This window comes from Gardnerella sp. c11Ua_71, from assembly GCF_055818025.1.
In genome coordinates this window covers 233,009-252,432 of record NZ_JARFVR010000001.1, presented here as the reverse complement: position 1 = coordinate 252,432, position 19,424 = coordinate 233,009, and the positions used below count along the sequence as shown (strand labels likewise).

Annotated in this window: 13 protein-coding genes and 3 tRNA genes; 13 read left to right on the top strand and 3 right to left on the bottom strand. The window is 41.8% G+C overall.

The genetic code is table 11. The features are described from left to right. Positions 1-207: 207 nt before the first annotated feature. Positions 208-1,494, bottom strand: a complete 1,287-nt coding sequence (serS, locus tag P0106_RS01070; RefSeq protein WP_014554758.1) for a serine--tRNA ligase — start codon at positions 1,492-1,494, stop codon at positions 208-210. A 78-nt stretch (positions 1,495-1,572) separates the two neighbouring features. Here serS and trxA point away from each other — a divergent pair, with 78 nt between their 5' ends. The 3 genes from trxA to P0106_RS01055 all read left to right on the top strand — a co-directional run bounded on the left by trxA (position 1,573) and on the right by P0106_RS01055 (position 4,957). Beyond that, positions 1,573-1,959 (top strand): thioredoxin, encoded by a 387-nt coding sequence (trxA, locus tag P0106_RS01065; protein WP_004112182.1) that lies wholly within the window; start codon positions 1,573-1,575, stop codon positions 1,957-1,959. A gap of 133 nt (positions 1,960-2,092) precedes the next feature. After that, positions 2,093-3,097, top strand: coding sequence for an aggregation-promoting factor C-terminal-like domain-containing protein (locus P0106_RS01060; RefSeq protein ID WP_009994001.1), 1,005 nt, complete (start codon positions 2,093-2,095; stop codon positions 3,095-3,097). 201 nt (positions 3,098-3,298) lie between these two features. Further along, positions 3,299-4,957: an MDR family MFS transporter gene (locus P0106_RS01055; RefSeq protein WP_004116956.1), complete on the top strand. Its 1,659-nt coding sequence runs from the start codon at positions 3,299-3,301 to the stop codon at positions 4,955-4,957. A 321-nt stretch (positions 4,958-5,278) separates the two neighbouring features. Here P0106_RS01055 and P0106_RS01050 read toward each other — a convergent pair whose 3' ends face one another. After that, the gene (locus tag P0106_RS01050) at positions 5,279-5,524 is read right to left on the bottom strand and encodes a hypothetical protein (protein ID WP_180946770.1); all 246 of its coding nucleotides are present in this window, start codon (positions 5,522-5,524) and stop codon (positions 5,279-5,281) included. Between the two features lie 230 nt (positions 5,525-5,754). Here P0106_RS01050 and P0106_RS01045 point away from each other — a divergent pair, with 230 nt between their 5' ends. Continuing rightward, complete coding sequence (locus tag P0106_RS01045) at positions 5,755-6,555, top strand: DeoR/GlpR family DNA-binding transcription regulator (RefSeq protein ID WP_004112186.1); 801 nt, start codon at positions 5,755-5,757, stop codon at positions 6,553-6,555. 269 nt (positions 6,556-6,824) lie between these two features. Then, positions 6,825-8,666, top strand: coding sequence for a DEAD/DEAH box helicase (locus P0106_RS01040; RefSeq protein WP_064623300.1), 1,842 nt, complete (start codon positions 6,825-6,827; stop codon positions 8,664-8,666). A gap of 315 nt (positions 8,667-8,981) precedes the next feature. Here the strand turns inward: P0106_RS01040 and P0106_RS01035 are convergent, their stop codons facing one another. Beyond that, entirely contained in the window at positions 8,982-9,404 is a 423-nt protein-coding gene (locus P0106_RS01035; RefSeq protein WP_473730327.1) for a DUF3052 domain-containing protein, read from the bottom strand. A gap of 283 nt (positions 9,405-9,687) precedes the next feature. Here P0106_RS01035 and nrdD point away from each other — a divergent pair, with 283 nt between their 5' ends. The 8 genes from nrdD (at position 9,688) to P0106_RS00995 (ending at position 19,303) form a co-directional block, all read left to right on the top strand. Further along, positions 9,688-12,141, top strand: a complete 2,454-nt coding sequence (gene nrdD / locus P0106_RS01030; protein ID WP_174142738.1) for an anaerobic ribonucleoside-triphosphate reductase — start codon at positions 9,688-9,690, stop codon at positions 12,139-12,141. A gap of 194 nt (positions 12,142-12,335) precedes the next feature. Next, positions 12,336-13,043, top strand: coding sequence for an anaerobic ribonucleoside-triphosphate reductase activating protein (gene nrdG, locus P0106_RS01025; protein WP_410312432.1), 708 nt, complete (start codon positions 12,336-12,338; stop codon positions 13,041-13,043). Between the two features lie 851 nt (positions 13,044-13,894). Continuing rightward, positions 13,895-15,745, top strand: a complete 1,851-nt coding sequence (locus P0106_RS01020) for an ABC transporter ATP-binding protein (protein WP_004116953.1) — start codon at positions 13,895-13,897, stop codon at positions 15,743-15,745. Positions 15,746-15,747: 2 nt separating this feature from the next. Beyond that, complete coding sequence (locus P0106_RS01015) at positions 15,748-17,799, top strand: ABC transporter ATP-binding protein (protein WP_004112211.1); 2,052 nt, start codon at positions 15,748-15,750, stop codon at positions 17,797-17,799. 102 nt (positions 17,800-17,901) lie between these two features. Continuing rightward, positions 17,902-17,975, top strand: a tRNA-Asp gene (locus P0106_RS01010). Positions 17,976-18,018: 43 nt separating this feature from the next. Then, a tRNA-Phe gene (locus tag P0106_RS01005) sits at positions 18,019-18,091 on the top strand. Positions 18,092-18,257: 166 nt separating this feature from the next. Further along, a complete protein-coding gene (gene trmB, locus P0106_RS01000; protein WP_116437858.1) occupies positions 18,258-19,157 on the top strand; it encodes a tRNA (guanosine(46)-N7)-methyltransferase TrmB in 900 nt (299 codons plus the stop codon). A 74-nt stretch (positions 19,158-19,231) separates the two neighbouring features. Then, a tRNA-Glu gene (locus P0106_RS00995) sits at positions 19,232-19,303 on the top strand. The last annotated feature ends 121 nt before the right edge of the window (positions 19,304-19,424 follow it).

The window sequence follows — 19,424 nt, the reverse complement described above, 5'->3', positions numbered from 1 at the left end:
TATAAATTAATAAAAATAAATAAAAATAAAGAGCTATACATCAAAAAGTGTATGAAACTAAACTGACTAAATTCTATTTCAAGAACATACATCAGAACAGTTTTATACACTTTTTGACATATAACCCAAAAGGAGAAGATTATTTGATACTAAACTAAATGATCTCGCGTGTCAAGATACAAAATTTAGACTCAAACTATAGTAAAGTCACGCTTCCCACTTAGTAGGCTCAATAACTTCTTTGCCACCCATATAAGCCTGCATAGCCTTTGGAATATCAATCGAACCATCTTCATGCTGATGATTTTCCAAAATAGCCACAAGCCAGCGAGTAGTAGCCAAAGTGCCATTAAGCGTGCTAACTGGGCGAGTTCCGCCATCTTCCATGCGTTCGCGAACATTCAAGCGGCGAGCCTGATACTCAGTGCAGTTAGAAGTAGAAGTAAGCTCACGGTAACGACCCTGAGTTGGAACCCAAGCTTCGCAATCAAACTTACGAGCAGCAGAAGAACCAAGGTCACCAGCAGCAGTATCAATAATGCGGTAAGGCACTTCCACCTTAGCAAGCATTTCCTGCTCCATACTAAGTAACTTCTGATGCTCAGCGCGAGAATCTTCCTGCTTGCAATAAACGAACATTTCTACCTTATCGAACTGATGCACGCGAATGATACCAGAAGTATCCTTTCCAGCAGCACCAGCTTCACGGCGGTAGCAGCTCGACCAACCGCAATAACGCAAAGCACCATTGCTTAAGTCAAGAATCTCATCCTCGTGCATACCAGCGAGCGCAACCTCGGATGTGCCAACCAAATACTGATCATCTGGCTCACGAAGGCGATAAATCTCGTCCGCGTGAGAATTCAAGAAGCCAGTTCCACGCATTACTTCTGGGCGCACAAGCGTTGGCGTAATCGCAAGCGTAAAACCGTGCTCTTCGGCTTGGTCTACAGCCATAGTAAGCATTGCGATTTGCAATCTAGCCACAGCACCGCGCAAGAAGTAGAAGCGAGAGCCTGCAACCTTTACGCCTCTGCGCATATCAATTCCAGCAACGCCAGTTCCAAGAGTCAAATGATCCTTTGGCTCAAAGCCTTCTGCAGCAAAGTCGCGAGGTGTGCCAACTTTCTTAACTACAACGTAGTCATCTTCTCCGCCTTCTGGCGCTTCATCTTCAACGATGTTAGAAAGCTTCCACATTGCTGTAGTGTAGTCGGCAGTAGCCTGCTCAGATTCAGCCTTGTATTCTGCAACCTTTTGAGCAAGTTCTTTAGTCTGAGCAATAAGTGTGGCTTTCTCGCTATCTTGAGCAGCTGCAACCTTTTTTCCTATTGCTTTCTGCTCTGCTCTGGCTGCTTCAAAAGCCTTTAAACTGTTGCGGCGCAAGTCGTCTGCACGAAGCACCTCATCGACGAGCTCAACGGACTCGCCACGCTTGCGCTGCGATTCCTTAACTACGTCGGCATGTTCACGAATAAATTGGATATCAAGCATGTTTTCTAGCCTAGTGCCGCAAGGCGACAGATACATATATAATGGCATGAATAAGTGATTGCACTAAAAGGGGTAAAAATGGCGGTTATTCATGCTACGCAAGATAATTTTGAGAAAATTGCTGGTACTAATGAAATAGTTGTTGTTGATTTTTGGGCAACTTGGTGCGGACCATGCCGAGCTTTTGGTCCTATTTTTGAACAAGTTAGCGAAAAGTTTGACGATGTTCCATTCGTTAAGGTAGACATAGACCAGTCTCCTGATTTGGCAAGTGCTGCGGCGATTAAAGCGGTTCCAACGGTTATGGTTATCAAACGTGGAGATGTTATTTATCGTCAGGCTGGTGCTTTGTTGCCAGCCGATTTAGAAGATTTAGTCAATCAAGCTAAGGCTTACGATCCTAGTAAAGATGATGAAGGTAATTCTGTAAGCGAATCAAGTGAATCTGAAAATGATGGGGAATAGTAGTAAGAACCTTGATTTTAAGCCATTCTCTTTGCATGAGTCTACAATTATACATACTTTGTGCAAAAAGCTGTATGAGGATTATTTATTTTTAGATTTACGCTTTGTGCATTAACTTCTACCAAGGAGAGTTATGACAAGTCACCGAAGGAAAACTGTTACACTTACCTCATTGAGTGTTCGTCAGTGGGCAAGAATTGTAGCGATTTTTGTTGGTTTTGTGTCTGTAGTAACTCTTGGTATTGCGTCTAGGAACTTTTATTCGGCATCAAAGAATCATTCTGCGAAGCCTTACATAACTGCTTATTCTGCTACAGATTCCTCTAATCAGGTTTCGCGTGGTATGTATCGTAATTCGCTTAAAAGTGTTAAAAAAGGCGCTACTTCTTACATAACTGTGAATATCAATGGGAGTCATCGTACTGTTCTTGGCACGGATTTTACAAACGTTAAGTCTGTTCTAGAAGCTGGAGATATTACTCTTGGGCCTAATGATGTTGTAGAGCCTGCACTTGATTCCAAGGTAACTGAATCGACAGTTATCAACATTAAGCGTGCAGGCGCAAAGCTTGAAACTTCTGATGAACCGATTGCTTTTAACACGGTTAAGAAGGAAACTGCAGCTCTTCCAAAGGGCACGGAAAAGGTTAAGGATCAGGGTGCTCCTGGCGTGATGGAAACAAGTAAGATTGTTACTCGCGCAGGTGATAAAGTTGTTTCGTCTAACGTTTTTGTATCGTTTGTTAAGCAGGCTCCAAAAGATAAGGTCATTCTTGTTGGCACAGGTGGAGCTAGCGTAGATTCAGATTTTGCATCTTCTATTGGTACTACAGTTCCTGCTGGTGAAATGCAGGAGTGGGCGCATTCTTGGCTTCTTTCTAACGGTTACAGTGAAGCTGATTTTACTGCTACAGTGTTTATTATTTCACATGAATCAGGTTGGCGCGTAAATGCTATGAATCCTTCTGGAGCATACGGTTTGCCTCAGGCTCTGCCTGGAAGAAAGATGTCTTCTATGGGTGCTGACTGGGCGACTAATTATCAGACTCAGCTTCGTTGGTTCTGGAATTATTGCAATGGTCGTTACGGTTCCATTCAGGGTGCCTACAGGCATTGGTTGTCTCATAGAAGCTACTGATTTGTATTATACTTGCTACTATTATGAATTTTGCGGCAATTGTAAGTTTGTGAGGATTATAGATTTATAGACGCACAGACTCATAGTGTGTACTTATAGATTTGTTTTAAGGCGATTATCGTAGAGTCAAGTATGTTTCTTGGTTTTACGATAATCGCTGATTATTTTATGCGTGTTGTGTGAATATGGAAGGAAATTTAAGTGACAATATTGCCTAGAAAATCATGGTTTAATAAGGGTGATGAATTTGCTAGTGAGCATGCTAGCTGCAAGTCTTTCGTGAACTTGTCTAAACTTAGTCATGCTCTTGTTGGTGAAGAAGCGTATAAAAACAATCGTCTTACGCGTGCAGCCTTGGTTTCTCTGGCGATTCTAACTTTTATAACTTTTATTGGCAATTTTGCGCAATTGCAGCTCACTGCTGCATTACCTACTATTGTGCGTGAGTTTAACATAAGTGTTACTACGGGACAGTGGCTTACGTCTATTTTTCAGCTGATTATGGCTATTATGGTGCCGCTAACAGCATTTTTGACTAGACGATTTTCTACTCGTCAAATTGTTATTACTTCCATGATTCTTTTTACTCTAGGCTCAGTTATGGCATGGCTGAGTAATGATTTTATTATGGCGTTAGCTGGGCGAACTCTAGAGGCTATTGGCACTGGAGTTATGTGGCCTGTTCTACAGATTACTGTGTTTTCTGTATACCCAGTTACTCGTAGAGGAATGGCTATGGGTAGCGTTGGTATGGCAATGAGCATTGCTCCAGCAATTGGACCAACAGTTGGTGGTATGCAAACTGATTTTAATGGTTGGCGTTCTATATTCTTATCTCTTACAATTATCGGCGTAATTTCTATTATTCTTTCCATACTTTTCTTACATAATTTCGGTGAACATGATCGCTCTGCTAAGGCGGATTTTTTCTCCGTTGGACTTTCAATTGTTGGCTTTGGTGGAGTTATGTTTGGTTTCACAAACATTGAGTCTTATGGTATTTCAAATCCGCTTTCGTGGTCACCTATGGTTGTTGGAGCATGTGGAATAACGTGGTTTGTGATTAGACAATTGCGTGCGCGAGTTAAAGGAAAGCAGCCGTTGCTTGGAATAAGCGTGTTGAAGAATCGCTATTTTACGATTGGCACCGCTTGCGCATGTTTAACATTCTTTGCGTTTAGCTCAATTATGGTGGTTATTCCGCTGTATATTCAATCAGATCGTGGTTTTTCAGCTACTATGAGTGGTCTGGTATTGTTGCCTGGCGCGTTTGGAATGGCAATTTCGCAATATTTTGGTGGGCGTATGCTCGATCGTTTTGGTGTGCGACCTGTAGCAATGGCAGGCTCTCTTATTTTGCTTTTTGGCACAGTTATGATGAGCCTTATCGATAAAGACACATGGATTTGGTGGATTTCAATCTGGCAGTTTACGCGACAAATCGGCATGGGATTTTTGCTTATGCCTGTTACAACATGGTCTTTAAATTGCTTGCAACCTAGTGAGTTGGGCGATGGTTCTGCAGTCACTAATACAATGAGACAGCTTTGGGGTGCTATTGGTGCTCCAGTACTTGTTGTTACTATGGCTACTTTTACTCAGTGGTATCATATGCTTACTGGAGTTGGTTCTGCAGATAATTTGGCAGCCAGCATTTTTGGTGTTCAATGGACTTTGAGAATTAGTGCGATTATTACGGCTGTTATGGCTTTAATTGTGATTTTTGGGGTTAAAGGTGATGGGGCTGGTTCTGCTCACCAGCTTGCGCGTAAGGCGATTGATCGTATGCGCGTTTTGCATATTCCTCATGCGTCGGAGCATAAAGACGTTATGCACGATCACACGCATCATCAATACTGATATATTGCACGCTCTTTGACTTGTTTGCTGTTGCGCGCTTTCTTGTTTGGTATTGTGCATCTTCCTTGTTTGTTGTTGTAGGAGGGCTGGCTAATTCTTGTCTCACAACGCTCTGCCTCTTGCGTGTTGGTTGTTGTTGCGGTTGTTCCGTTTTGTCTTTGATTTTGTTTTTTGGTTGAAGTTTGTTTGTAGTGGTTGATCATTTGGATTATTTGGTATCGGCTGCCGCTCTTATATTGTTCGACCAAGAATCACCCAGCCCTCTTACGTACTAGAACAATTGCGTATATCTTAATCACCGAGATTCTCGATTTTTTCTTGCTACTTCAGCGAATCACCATCGGAGGACTGCGAATCGACTTGCATGAGCGCTTTGACTGAGCTTGAAATTGCATAACGCATTTCAAGCTCCTTCAAAGCGTGATTTGGCTTAATGCATAAAGTCCAGTGGACTTTATGCGCCAAATCAGCCGAACGGCTACTAATAGCCGTGAGGAATAGCGTAGCGCGCGAATGCACTTCGATTCGCTGAGCTTGCTCAAAGTTGAAAGCACAGTGTGCCTTCAACGCAAGCGAAGACGTGAGCGCGCTGTAACGCGCGAGCGATACATCTCATTCGCTGCGAAAAATCTCGAATCTCTACCTAACTTGGTATTGGTAAATTTTGCATAATCATTTGTTCGTTTTGTTGAATTTTGCAAAATTTTCTTATGAATTTTGTTAACTACCTAACGTTTTTCACATAGAAACGCTCATTTGAGTTTGTTTTTTGCGTTTAGTTGTGCGATAATGTTCACATGATTTCTTCTCAGCGTCAGCAGTTGATTTTAAGCCGTCTTCGCACTAGAGGGGCTGTGCGTATTACTGCTCTTTCTAAAGAGCTAAGTGTTTCGGCAATGACTATTCGCAGGGATATCGCCGAGCTTTCAGACAAAGGTCTTTTAAAAAGAGTTCATGGTGGTGCTGTTACAACTAACACTCTTCTTTCTGAGCCTCTGTTTTCGGTAAAGTCGCAGATGGATATGGGCTTAAAGGACGCAATCGCCAGCAAAGCTGTGGATTATGTTCAGCCTGGAGATGTTATAGCTATTGGTGGTGGCACCACTGCTTATGTATTTGCTCAGCATCTACTTGAGTCTCGCAGAGCTTCTGGTATTACGATTTTAACCAATTCGATTCCTGTTGCAGAGCTTGTTCAGGCGCTTGAGTCTAAAGATATTGAAGTTATTGTTACTGGCGGAGTTATTACTAGATCTAATTCTCTGGTTGGTCCTATTGCGGATAAGGTTGTTTCGTCTTTGCGCGTAAACACCGTGTTTTTGGGCACTCATTCCGTGAGCCTACCTCGTGGATTCCTAATGCCTAATTCTCTTGAAGCTGCTACAGATATGGCTTTGATGGATATTGCGGATCGTACGATTATTTTAACAGATCACACTAAATGGACTTGCACATCGCTTTCACTGTTTGCTCGCTTCGACCAAGTGGATACTGTTATTACAGATGATTGTCTGGATGCGGATTCTCAGCTTCGTACGCGTGAGCTTGTTAAAAATTTGGTTCTTGCTCCTACAATAGATTCTTTGGAAGAAGAGTAGCTTGTAGATCAGTATTGCATTACTTATTGCGTATTGTGTGGGGCTTGTGTTAGGCTCAGTTAGTTCATGACTTTGTAGTGATTACACATTAAAGTTGCGCGGCTTATGCTTGCGATTCACGGTTTGCTTGTTTTGCGCACTTTTGCTGCTTTGCAGTCTGTAGATTAATTTTGTGCAATTACATTTGTAATTGCGCCTTTGAATGTTCGTAATTACGCATTGTCAACATTATATGTCAACTATGTTGAAGTAATTTACGAAAGGCTATTGTGCCACATACTCATTATGCTGCGTCTGCTAAAACGCAAGGTGCTAAGAAATCTGCTGGTAAAAAATCTGCTGTAAGTCAGGGAGCTAATAAGAATTTTTCTAAAAAAGGCTATAAGTCTAATAGAAACCCATTTGAATATCAGGGAAATCGTAAGAATAACGAATTTAATGCGCGTAAAGCACGTAATCGCAAGGCAGACAAAGCTAGAAGTCGTGCTCGTGAAAAGGCTTTGCAATATGAAGAGATTGCAATTCAAGAAGCTGAACAAGATTTTGGCAAACGCGATTTAAAAAAGCGCGATTTTGATTTTGACAATCGCAATATGAAGAAGAGTAGAGATAGTCGCCACAATAGACACCAGACAAGTCGCCAGCAACCGACGACTATTGATACTGAGTCTTCAATAAAGAAAAATCTAGAAATTACAAAAAATTCCGTAATGATTCCAGATACAGCTGTGGAATCTCGAGAAAACTATAGTGATGATGTTACTTTTGCACAGCTTGGTGTTCCAGAACCATTGGTTAACGTTTTGCGTGCAGACGGTAAAAACACAGCTTTTCCAATTCAGCAGGCCACTCTGCCAGACTCTTTACAGGGTGCAAACATACTTGGTAGAGGGCGTACAGGAAGTGGTAAAACTTTAGCATTCTCGATTCCTCTTGTAGCAAGATTAGCTGAAAACTTTGTTGATTTAATAAATTCTGGTCGTACTTCTAGAAAAAACAAAAATCGCGAAGATAGTAATATTCCAGCACCTCATGCGATGATTTTGGCTCCTACGCGAGAACTTGTGCATCAGATTGATGAGGTGATTGCTCCTCTTGCAGCAGCATATGGGATGCATACTGTTACTATTTACGGCGGAGTAAGATATCAGAGACAAATTGCTCCATTAAAGCAAGGTGCTCAGATTATAGTAGCGTGCCCAGGGCGATTAGAAGATTTACTAAAACAAGGCGCATTAACGCTTGAAAACATAGAAGTCAGTGTTTTAGATGAGGCTGACGAAATGGCTGATATGGGGTTCTTGCCAGCTGTAACAAGGCTTTTAGAGCAGACAAATCCTAATGGTCAAAGAATGCTGTTTTCTGCAACTTTGGATAAGCAAGTTGCTGCTATAGTAAATCGCTTCTTGCCGAATGCTGTTGTGCACGCTGTGGATGATGCGGATTCTCAGGTAGATACAATGACTCATCATGTGTTTGGAGTGTCTGCAGGAGATAAGTATGAGGTTCTACGTAAATTAGCGTCTGGTAAAAAACGCTCTATATTCTTTACTCGCACAAAATACCAAGCTAAGAACATGGCTAAAAAGTTCATTAGTCAGGGTATTCCAGCCGTCGATTTGCAAGGAAATTTGTCTCAGAATCAGAGAGATAGACACTTGGCTGTGTTTTCTGATGGGCTAGTGCGCGTTCTAGTTGCTACAGATGTTGCGGCTCGAGGCATTGATATTAGCGATGTGGCGCTTGTGGTGCAAACCGAGCCTCCAGAGGATCCAAAATCGTTCTTGCATAGATCTGGGCGTACTGCGCGCGCTGGGGAGTCTGGCGATGTTGTAACTCTTGTGTTGCCGAATCAAAAGCGCATGGCGAACACTATGCTTCGACGCGCTGGAATTCATGCTAAGGCAGAAGACGTTAAGCCAGATTCGCCTGTTTTGCAAGAAATTGTTGGGGATTTGGCGGATTTGCAAGAGGGCTGGAGTATGCCAGAGCCAGAGCAGCCAAAGCGCAGAGGCAGAGGAAGAAGCAGAGGACGAGGACGTTCGCGTGATTCGCACAGTTCGCGTGATTCTCGCAATGGTTTGCGCAAACGCGCGCTCCGAACTGCCTGAGCGCTTAAAGCGTAGCGCGCGAAGGCAACTCGGAGCGCTGAGCTTGCTCAAAGTTGAAAGCACGGTGTGCTTTCAACGCAAGCGAAGACGTGAGCGCGCTGTAACGCGCGAGCGATACGCTTCATCCGCTGCGAAAAATCTCGAATCTCTACTTCATTTGGTGTATTCCTGTAGTGCGTTTGTACCTGATTTACGGCGTGTCGCTATACAATCGCACTACATAAATATTAAGTCAATAATGTGCTATGAATCGCTGAAGCGCTGAAGCACTACAAAAAGCGCGTAGGCTAACTAACTAATCGCCGACTATTTGCGCTATTTGCTCTGACCCTTGCCGAATGCGCGCAAGAGGATTCCGTTCCAATCTTCGCTTACGGTTAAAGGAGTTGCAGCATTCATGCCAGCTGTTTTAGCAGCGGATTGCACTGTGCTGGAGCTTGGAGAGCCTTCGCGACCAGGCTTAGGCGTTAGAACCCACATTGGAGCTTCGTCGTCTAACATGTTTGTGGCATCCATAATCGTGTCTGCCAACTCATCCTCATCGTCGCCATCGCGCCACCAAATAATGACGCCGTCAACAGATGAGTCGTAATCTTCATCTACCAGATCTTCTCCAGTAAGATTTTCGATATTGTCGCAGATTGCATCGTCAACGTCATCGTCCCACAGCCACTGCTGTACGATATCTCCAGGTTGGAAGCCAAATTCTTCTGCATGTTGAAAAGCTGTCTGTTCCACGTGACTCAATATATCAAAGTGCCACGAATTTGTGCGATTTTTAAGTTTAGTGCGTGTTTCTTGATAACGGAATGCATATATATTCCGGTTGCATCGAGACACGCCTCAAAAATCGCGAAAATATCCAAAATCACTATATATAGTTTGTTTTTTGAATAAAGTTCCCTAGATATTGTGCAGAGGTTGGGTTATAGTTGAGCAAGTTGTTTTGAATAATGGTCATTATTCAAAACAGGATGGATAACAGGATAAATAAACTGTAGATGTAAGAAAGGTCTGTAGGATGCAGGTCTCTGGTACGACTTTAGAAGACATGACTTTAGAATCGCAGCTAAGCGATGTTGATGTAGAAATGGCTGATTCTATCTCGGATAGTGATTCTTCTAAGAAGTCTCGTGTGCAGGTCGAAAAGCGTGATGGTCGCGTTGTCGATTTTGATCAAATGAACATTATTATGGCAATCAAAGCCGCTTTTAAGGACTTGCGCAAAGAAGTCGGTCCTCAAGAAGAGCAGATGATTCGCGATATTACGGACCATATAGAAGCTGAAATTCAGGATCGTTACAATGGACCTGCAAAGATTGAAGATATTCAGACTCTTGTCGAGCATGGTCTTATTGAAAATCACCTTTACGAAGTTGCGCGTTGCTACACAAGCTATCGTCTAAACCGAGATATTGACCGTGCTAAGGCAACCGATATTAACGAAGCAGTAAATCGTCTTGTAAACCGAGATGAGTCGCTTGTTCGCGAAAACGCCAACAAGGATTCCAATGTTTACGCCACTCAGCGCGATCTTCTTGCAGGCGCTGTTTCCAAGGCTTCCGCGTTTTCTATGCTTCCTCATGCAGTTTCTAACGCGCATATGAAGGGTGATATTCACTTCCATGATGCTGATTATTCGCCATTTACTTGCATGAGCAACTGCTCGCTCCCAGATTTTGGTGATATGCTCGCTAAGGGATTTGCTCTTGGTAACGCAATGATGGATAGCCCAAAGTCTATTGGCACTGCTGCAACTCAGGTTACGCAGATTATTAAGGATATTGCAGGCGCACAGTACGGCGGTCAAACAGTTAATCGTGCAGACGAGATGCTTGAGCCTTACGCTAAGTGCGATTACAATAAGAATCTTGCTATGGCTCATGCCATGATTCCTGATTCCACGCCGATCGAAGTTGCCAAAGATATGATTGACGGTTTGAAAGCTCAGGAGCCTAAGAATCTTCATTGTTCGGATAGGGATCCGCTTCCTGCTGATACTCCTTTTGATGAAAACTTGAGTGAGCTTGATCAGATTCGTGAAATTTACGCAAAGATTATGACGCGCAAGGCGATTTACGATGCTATGCAAACAATGGAATATCAGATTAATTCCAACCGCGTTTCTAACGGTCAGACTCCGTTCGTAACTGTTGGATTTGGTTTGGGTACTTCTTGGTTTGCTCGCGAAATTCAGCGCGCTATCTTACTTAACCGTATTCGTGGACTCGGCAAAGATCGTCATACTGCAATCTTCCCTAAGCTTGTGTTTACTATTAAGCATGGTGTAAACGCAGATGCTGGCGATCCGAACTACGATTTGAAGCAGCTTGCGCTTGAGTGCTCTACTAAGCGCATGTATCCAGATGTTGTGTTCTACGAGAATATTATTAAGATTACTGGCTCCTTTAAGGCTCCTATGGGCTGCCGATCCTTCCTTCAGGGTTGGATTGATCCAAAGACTGGCAAAGACGTGGAAGACGGTCGTATGAATCTTGGCGTTGTGACAGTTAACGTGCCGCGTATTGCGCTGGAGTCTCATGGAGACGTGAACCGATTCTGGAAGCTTTTTAACGAGCGTATGGAAGTGGCTCATCAGGCTCTGCGATTCCGCATTATGCGTTGCAAGCAGGCAACCCCTGTGAATGCTCCAACGCTGTTCCGCTACGGTGCTTTTGGTCGTTTGGAAGCTAACGAAAGCGTGGATCAGCTGTTCCGCAACGAGCGTGCAACGGTGTCTTTGGGCTACATTGGCTTGTATGAGGCTACATCCGTGTTCTTTGGCAAGGATTGGATGCAAGATCACAGTTGGAACGAAGATGGCAAGCAATTTGCGCTTTCTATGGTTCGCCGAATGAATCAGCTTTGCCAGCAGTGGTCAAAGGCTGAAGGCTACCATTATTCCGTTTACTCAACTCCTGCTGAGTCTTTGACGGATCGCTTTAACCGCATGGATCGTCAGAAGTTTGGTCGTATTGAAGGCGTTACCGATCACGACTTCTACACCAATTCCTTCCACTATCCGGTTTGGCTGCAGCCAACTCCTATGGAGAAGCTCCGCTACGAGGTTGACTTCCCGTATCTTGCTTCTGGCGGCTTTATTAACTATTGCGAGTTCCCATGCTTGCAGGCAAATCCTAAAGCTTTGGAGGCTGTTTGGGATTATGCTTACAAGATTGGTATTGGCTACTTGGGTACGAACACTCCGATTGACCATTGCTTCGTTTGCGGATTCCAGGGCGATTTTGAACCGACTAAAGAAGGCTTCCGCTGCCCAGAGTGCGGAAACAGTGACCCAGATAAGTGCAATGTTACTAAGCGCACTTGTGGCTACTTGGGTAATCCTGTTCAGCGTCCAATGGTTCACGGACGTCACGAGGAAATCGCTCATCGCGTTAAGCACATGTCTGGAGAAACTGGTCATGTTGTTCTTAACAACGGTGAGTCTCGTGAATGGTACGAGGAGACCAAGTAGTAGCGGAATAGCGTGAAATAACGTTTTAGTTTGTGTTTATTATTTGGTGATATGTAATATATCTAGCCGTTAGAAAATGTTGATCGCATTTTTTGACGGCTGGATTTTATTTTATTTAACAAAAGTTAATACAATCTAACAAAAGTTTATTTAAGATTATTTAATAAAATATTTAAAGCTAGAGGAGGTTGACTATGGCTCGCATAAGTTTACATGATTTTGCTCCATCAGACGTTAACCGTGGACCGTGGATTCCTACCTCTCTTTCTAACAATCCTCGCGCAGGTCAATGGTCTAGTGAGCGCATGAGCAAGGGGATGGTGGCAGATTATAAGCGATTTCTTATGACAGATGGCGAAGGAATCCGCTGCTCGCTTTACGTTTCTGGCTGCCCATTCCACTGCGTTGAATGCTATAACGAGTCGATTTGGGATTTTCGCGCTGGTCACCCTTATACTCAAAAGCTCGAAGATCAAATTATGGAAGATTTATCGCAGCCTTATGTACAAGGATTGACGCTTCTTGGCGGTGAGCCGCTGCTTAACACTGGTATATTGATTCCACTATGTGAGCGTATTCGAAGCGAATTCGGTAATACAAAAGATATTTGGAGTTGGACTGGTTACACCTGGGAAGAGCTTATGCGACCAGGCGAGACGCCTGACAAGCTTGAGTTATTGCGATACATTGACATTCTTGTTGACGGGCGATATATGAAGAATCTTCACGATTCGCTATTGCAATTCCGCGGCTCTAGTAATCAGCGAATTATCGACGTGCCAAAGTCGCTGGAAAATCCACAAAATCCGCCTGTAATCTGGGAAAAGCTACACGATCAAGAGCGTTTTATTCCATCAATATACGGCAAGGATCGAGTGCAAGGCGAAGGTGACGCTTCGTAATCCTATTGAATGCGCCACTCATACGATATATTTAACAATGTTTGCGGACGATTATAAGAATGCATACATATACACATGTTAAGCTAAATATAATTAACCTAGTAACATCTGTATTGCAAACTGTCAAAAGAATTATGCTAACTATGCTCATAAATACTGTAACTAAACGATATACAGTTGGGTATGTTTTTTCTTTGCATAAATATAAAAGATAGATTAGTAATATTAATAGGACGAATGCTTGAATGGTGAGACTAACAGTATTAATACAAGTGTTATCGTCTTTTAAGTCCTTTAATTGTTTAAAGAAATAAATAGCTGACGAAATATAACAAAGCAGCGTTATTGGCAGTAGAACTACGTGTTTGCTGTTCATATTGTTCCTCACATAATTGTTGATATTAATGTGGAAATTCTCACTGCAAGTCGACACGAATGCCTTTCTGCTGTGCTACAGCGCCAACTATCTTTGTGTTACTCATAAGTTTCTTCTTGGGTGTTGGCTTGAACTTGCAATGGTAGTAAAAAAGACATGGATAATGCTACTGAGCAAGTAAGTATTCTATTAATAGATTTTTATATTCATGACAGTACCTCTTTATACATGCGAATATACATTCTTTCATTATATAATTTTTTATAAGATGAAATCAATCGTTGTTTATAATTTGAATGTGTAGAAGCACTTTTTCGTATGTGATTTGTCTGTATACTACTATGTCAAAGATTCATCTATTTATGCATTTGGTAATGAAGTAACTCAATACGGAAATGCGCCATGCGCAATAGTTAAAATTTGAGAAGTGATATTATTAAACCTACACATTACGTTATATATGGGGAGGAGCACAATGGCGGGGAATTTGAAGGACAATTCGCGAAAAATTAAAAATAATCCTCCTTGTGCATTGCGTACGATTCTATCATCTTTAAAAAAGTACCGTTTTCTTGGCGTTTTAACAGCTGTTACTATTCTCGTTGAAGCTGCTATGCAAATTGAGATCCCTACAGTAATGTCAAATCTTATTGATTTTGGTATTATGTCACGTTCTCAAGAAGCTGTGCAATATTATGGTTTGCAATTGCTTATTTTTGCTGCAATTGCAATGATTGCAGGCGTTGTTTCTGGTATTTGTTGCGCTCATTCTAGTGCTGGTTTTGGTAAAAATTTACGTCACAACATGTTTTCACGCTTACAAAGTTTAAGTTTTTCTGATTTAGATAAGTTTTCTAGCGGTACTGTTGTTACGCGTATGACTAGTGATGTGTCAAATGTGCAATTTGCTTACCAAATGATTATTCGCTCTGGTATTCGCAGCGTTATGATTATCATCACTGCTTGGTGGTTTACTTTTTCAATTAGCCCTGCTATCTCGTGGGTTTTTCTTTCATTTGTGCCTATTATTGGTGCAATTGGCGCTGTTGGAGCTAGTATAGTTGCTCCAGCATTTTCTCGAATTTATCGAATGATTGACGAGATGAATAATAGAGTTGGCGAGAATTTGCATAATATTCGCGTCGTAAAGTCTTATGTGCGTTCTGATTATGAAATAAGTCGTTTTACGCGTATTTCACATAAAATCTATGATTATTTTATTAAAGCTGAGTATGTGTTAAATTGTAGTATTCCTTTGTTTAACTTATGTTTTTATTCTGGCATGCTACTTATTGCGTGGTTGGCTTCGCACGAAATTGTGGCTTCAGGAAATAATCCTGCTTTTGGTTTAACAACGGGAAATCTTGCTGCATTAGTAGTGTATGCTTTGCAAATTTTGTTTGCTTTAGCGAATTTAGTTGCAGTTTTTGTAATGTCGTTAACAGCTCGAGCTTCGATGCATCGTATTTCACATGTTTTGCAATCTCGAAATACTGAAGTTGTTTCCAAGCATCCACTTACAAAGCTTTCTGACGCTTCTGTGCGTTTTGAAAATGTTTCGTTACGCTATCCTCAATCAGATAATACAGATGAATCCACTCCAGCAGAACAGGAAATTTTACATGATATAAATATATCTATTCCTTCTGGAGCAACTGTTGGCGTTGTTGGTGCAACGGGATCTGGAAAATCAAGTTTAGTGCAATTAATTGCAAGACTTTATGACGTAACTTCTGGTGCTCTTTTTGTAGGCGGAAAAGATATTCGCGATTATGATTCTTCTAGTTTGCGTGAAGAAGTTGGTGTTGTTCTACAAAAAAATATTTTGTTTAGTGGCACAATTGCAGAAAATCTTCGCTGGGGTAGGGCGGAAGCAAGCGATAATGATTTGCGTCAAGCTTGCGAAATTGCTTGTGCTGATGAGTTTATTAAAGATTTACCAGACGGCTACAATACGCATATTGACCAGGGTGGTAAGAATGTTTCCGGTGGTCAGCGACAGCGTTTGTGCATTGCGCGCGCACTTTTGAGGAAGCCGAAAATTTTAATCCTCGACGACTCGATGAGTGCGGTTGATATGAAAACGGATAGTAAAATTCGCGATGGCTTGAAAAAGTTTATGCCTGATTCTACGCAAATTATCGTTGCTCAGCGCATATCTTCAATCGAACATGCGGATATTATTGTTGTTCTTAAAGATGGTCGTGTTGTTGCTAACGGTTCGCATGATGAATTATTTAAATCTTGTGAAATTTACAGAAATATGGCGGTTTCTCAAGAAAAAAGTCGAATAACTAGCGCAACTAAAGAAGAAGGAGCTAAATAACAATGGCTAATAATAAAACGGCTCACTCTTCTAAAAATGATTCAGCTATTAGTTGGAAAACTCTTAGCAGACTTGCCTCTTATGTGCTTGTGTATCGAGTTAAAATTTGCGTAATTATTGCATCAATAATAGTTAGCGCAATCGTGCAAGCTGCAAGCGCAATGTTTTTGCAATCTCTTGTTGACTCGTATATTCTTCCGCTTGTCGGTAAGCATAATCAGGATTGGACGCCTCTTGTTCGCATGATTATTCTGATGGCAAGTGTTTACGCTGTTGGTGTGTTTTGTTCTTGGCTTTGGAGCAGGCTTGTTGCGAATATATCTGAAAGTGTTATGCGTGATTTACGAGATTCTATGTTTAAGCATCAGCAGAAGCTTTCATTGCGTTACTTAGATTCTCAAGGTTACGGCGATATTATGAGCCGTTACACAAACGATACTGAGGTTCTTCGTGAGGCAATTTCGTGGGCATTTCCGGACTCTTTTTCTGCACTAATGTCGATTTTGGCAGCGTTTATATCTATTATGTGTCTATCGCTTCCGGTTGCAGTTTTTGTAGCTATATTTACTGCAATGTTGCTTTATTTAGTGCGTTTTATGCTAAAGAAATCTGGCAGTTTATTTGAGCAATTCCAGCATGCATTAGGCGAGTTAAATGAGTTTGTTGAAGAATCTGCAACAGGCAGCAAAGTGATTAAAATTTTTAATCATGAGACAGATTCTATTGAAAAATTAGATAATTGCATAGAAAAAGTGCAAAAAATTTCTGCAAGTGCCAATTCTTATGCGAATAATGTAATGCCTGTTATTAGTAATGCAAGCTATTTGCTTTATGTATTAATTGCTTTACTTGGTGCGTGGGCTGCTTCAGCTGGTTTGCCAACGCTGGGATTATCTGGATCTAGTACTCTTACATTAGGTACGCTTATATCTTTGCTGGCACTTTCGCGCGCATTTATTAACCCTATTGGCGAAATTACAATGCAAGCTAACGCACTTATGATGGCTCTTGCAGGAGCTTCTCGTATTTTTGAGTTACTTGATGAAAAGCCAGAACTTGATTCTGGCAGTGTGCAATTAGTTAAAGTGCGTGTACTTCAGTCTGCTGAAGATCTTGGAGAAAAATCAGAATTTGATGTGCTTGAAGAAGTAGACGAACAATCTGAAGGAAACAATATTTATTGGGCTTGGAAAAGGTCAAAGCAAGATAATGGCACTAAAGCTAAAAAGTGCGCTCAAAACTTAAGTGAAATGGCTCAAGAGATTGTGTGCCATGCAAAGCGAGATGCTCGCACTTCTAAGGATGGCCGCTATACTTTGCTTCGAGGCGACGTGCGTTTTACGGATGTTGTGTTTGGCTACAAAGAAGATCATCCAGTTTTGCACGATATTACGTGGTTTGCAAAACCTGGTCAAAAAGTTGCTCTTGTTGGAGCTACAGGTGCTGGAAAAACTACTATTGCTAACCTTCTTACGCGTTTTTACGACATTGATGATGGGCAAATTTTGTATGATGGCATTGACGTGCGCGATATTTGCAAAACGGATTTGCGTCACGCTATTGGCACTGTTTTGCAAGATGTGAATTTATTTACTGGCACAATAATGGACAATATTCGTTATGGAAATCTTGATGCTAGCGACGAAGATTGTATTCAAGCTGCAAAATTGGCTCATGCTGACGCGTTTATTTCTCATCTTCCTGACGGATACAATACGCAGCTTAACAATGGCGGTGAAGGGCTTTCTCAAGGTCAGAAGCAGCTTATTTCTATTGCTCGTGCTGCAGTAGAAAATCCGCCTGTGTTGATTCTCGATGAAGCAACTTCATCGATTGACACGCATACTGAAGAATTAGTTCAGCGTGGAATGGATTCTTTGATGGAAGGGCGCACTGTATTTGTAATCGCTCACAGACTGTCCACAGTGCGCAATTCTGATGTGATTATGGTGCTGGATCACGGTCGCATTATTGAACGCGGTTCGCATGAGGAATTATTGGCAAAACGTGGGGAGTATTATCAGCTTTGCACTGGAGCTGCTGAGCTTGAATAATAGCTTGATTTTGTGCTGCAACACGCCGAACACGCGCGGCACTTGCATTTTGCTAAGGATTCTGTAAGATAGTGACTCGGCTGTTCGAGAGAACAAAGCCACGGCCCCGTAGCTCAGTTGGTTAGAGCGCCGCCCTGTCACGGCGGAGGTCACCGGTTCAAGTCCGGCCGGGGTCGCGATTAATAGAATACCCGGTTCGCCGGGTTTTTTATTCATCATGGCTCTGTAGCTCAGTTGGTAGAGCGAACGACTGAAAATCGTTAGGTCAGCGGATCGATCCCGCTCGGAGCCACTGTCAAAATAAGCGTTAGAAGTGTTTGATTGCTTCTAGCGCTTTTTGTTTTTGCGTCTTACCTACATTATCCATCCTCACCCTGTTTTGCTGCTTTGATACCATACGATGAGTTGATATTATGAGTCGTAGTTGAACAATTTTATGTGAATAGAAGTGGAATAAAGTGGAAGAATCTCAAATAGTAAATTTGCAATCTGACGAATTAGAATCCAATATTTTGGAATCTGATGAATTGAATTGTATGAATAAGCATAAAAACAATAAAGATGATAAAGACAATGGTTCTGCTAGAGTAATTCTTTCTTTTGTAAGAAGGTCTGCTCGTTTGGACGCGCGTCTTGAGCGAGCAAAAGAGCGATATTCAAGCCAATATTTATTAAATGTTGAAGATAGTTTAGGGTCTTTACGTGTAAAAAGCGATTTGCTGGCAGACTCCAACTGGGTTGCTAAAAATTGGGGTAATTCGAATCCTCTTATTGTAGAAATAGGATCTGGTCAGGGCGAAAATATTGTAGCCGCAGCCGAATCAAATCCAAATATTAATTTTCTTGCACTAGAAGTTTATGATCCAGGAGTGGCACACACAATGCTATTAGCTGGAAAACAGGGTGTAGAAAATCTTAGAATAGCGCAAGTTAATGCACCTGATTTTCTAGCTTCATGCTCTAATGGTGTTTTGAAAGAAGTTTGGACTTTCTTCCCAGATCCATGGCCTAAAATGAGACATCACAAGCGTAGGATTGTGCAGCCGTCTTTGGCAGATGCGGTGCATAACGCACTTATTGATAAAGGTGTTTGGAGAATTGCTACGGATATTGAGGATTATGCACTACATGTTCATGAAGTTATGGATGAACGAGAAGATTTTGAAAATACTGGAAAGTTACAAGTAAGTTTGCCGATTGAGCATGTTGGTAAGGGCAATGCTCAAGATGCTAAAGATTTACCTCATGCTGATTTCGCGGAATCTGTAAGATTTGAAGGTAGGGTTTTGACGAATTTTGAGCGTAAAGGATTAGAAGCAGGTAGAAAAATTCACGATTTGACTTATGTTGCTAAATGAGTGACGAAATGATTCAACACGCCGTAATTTGCTATGTGAGTTTATGAGTGTTAATATCATATGGTTTGGTTAAAGCCCCCTTCGTCTAACGGTTAGGACACCAGACTTTCAATCTGACAACAAGAGTTCGACTCTCTTAGGGGGTACAAATTCTAAGCCACTTAGTTTGCTAAGTGGCTTTTTGATTATCAATGTATTGTTGCAAGTAGTGATTTCAGGGTAGCGATTACCCCGATTACCCGTAATTCAACCAAAGTTAATTGCAAA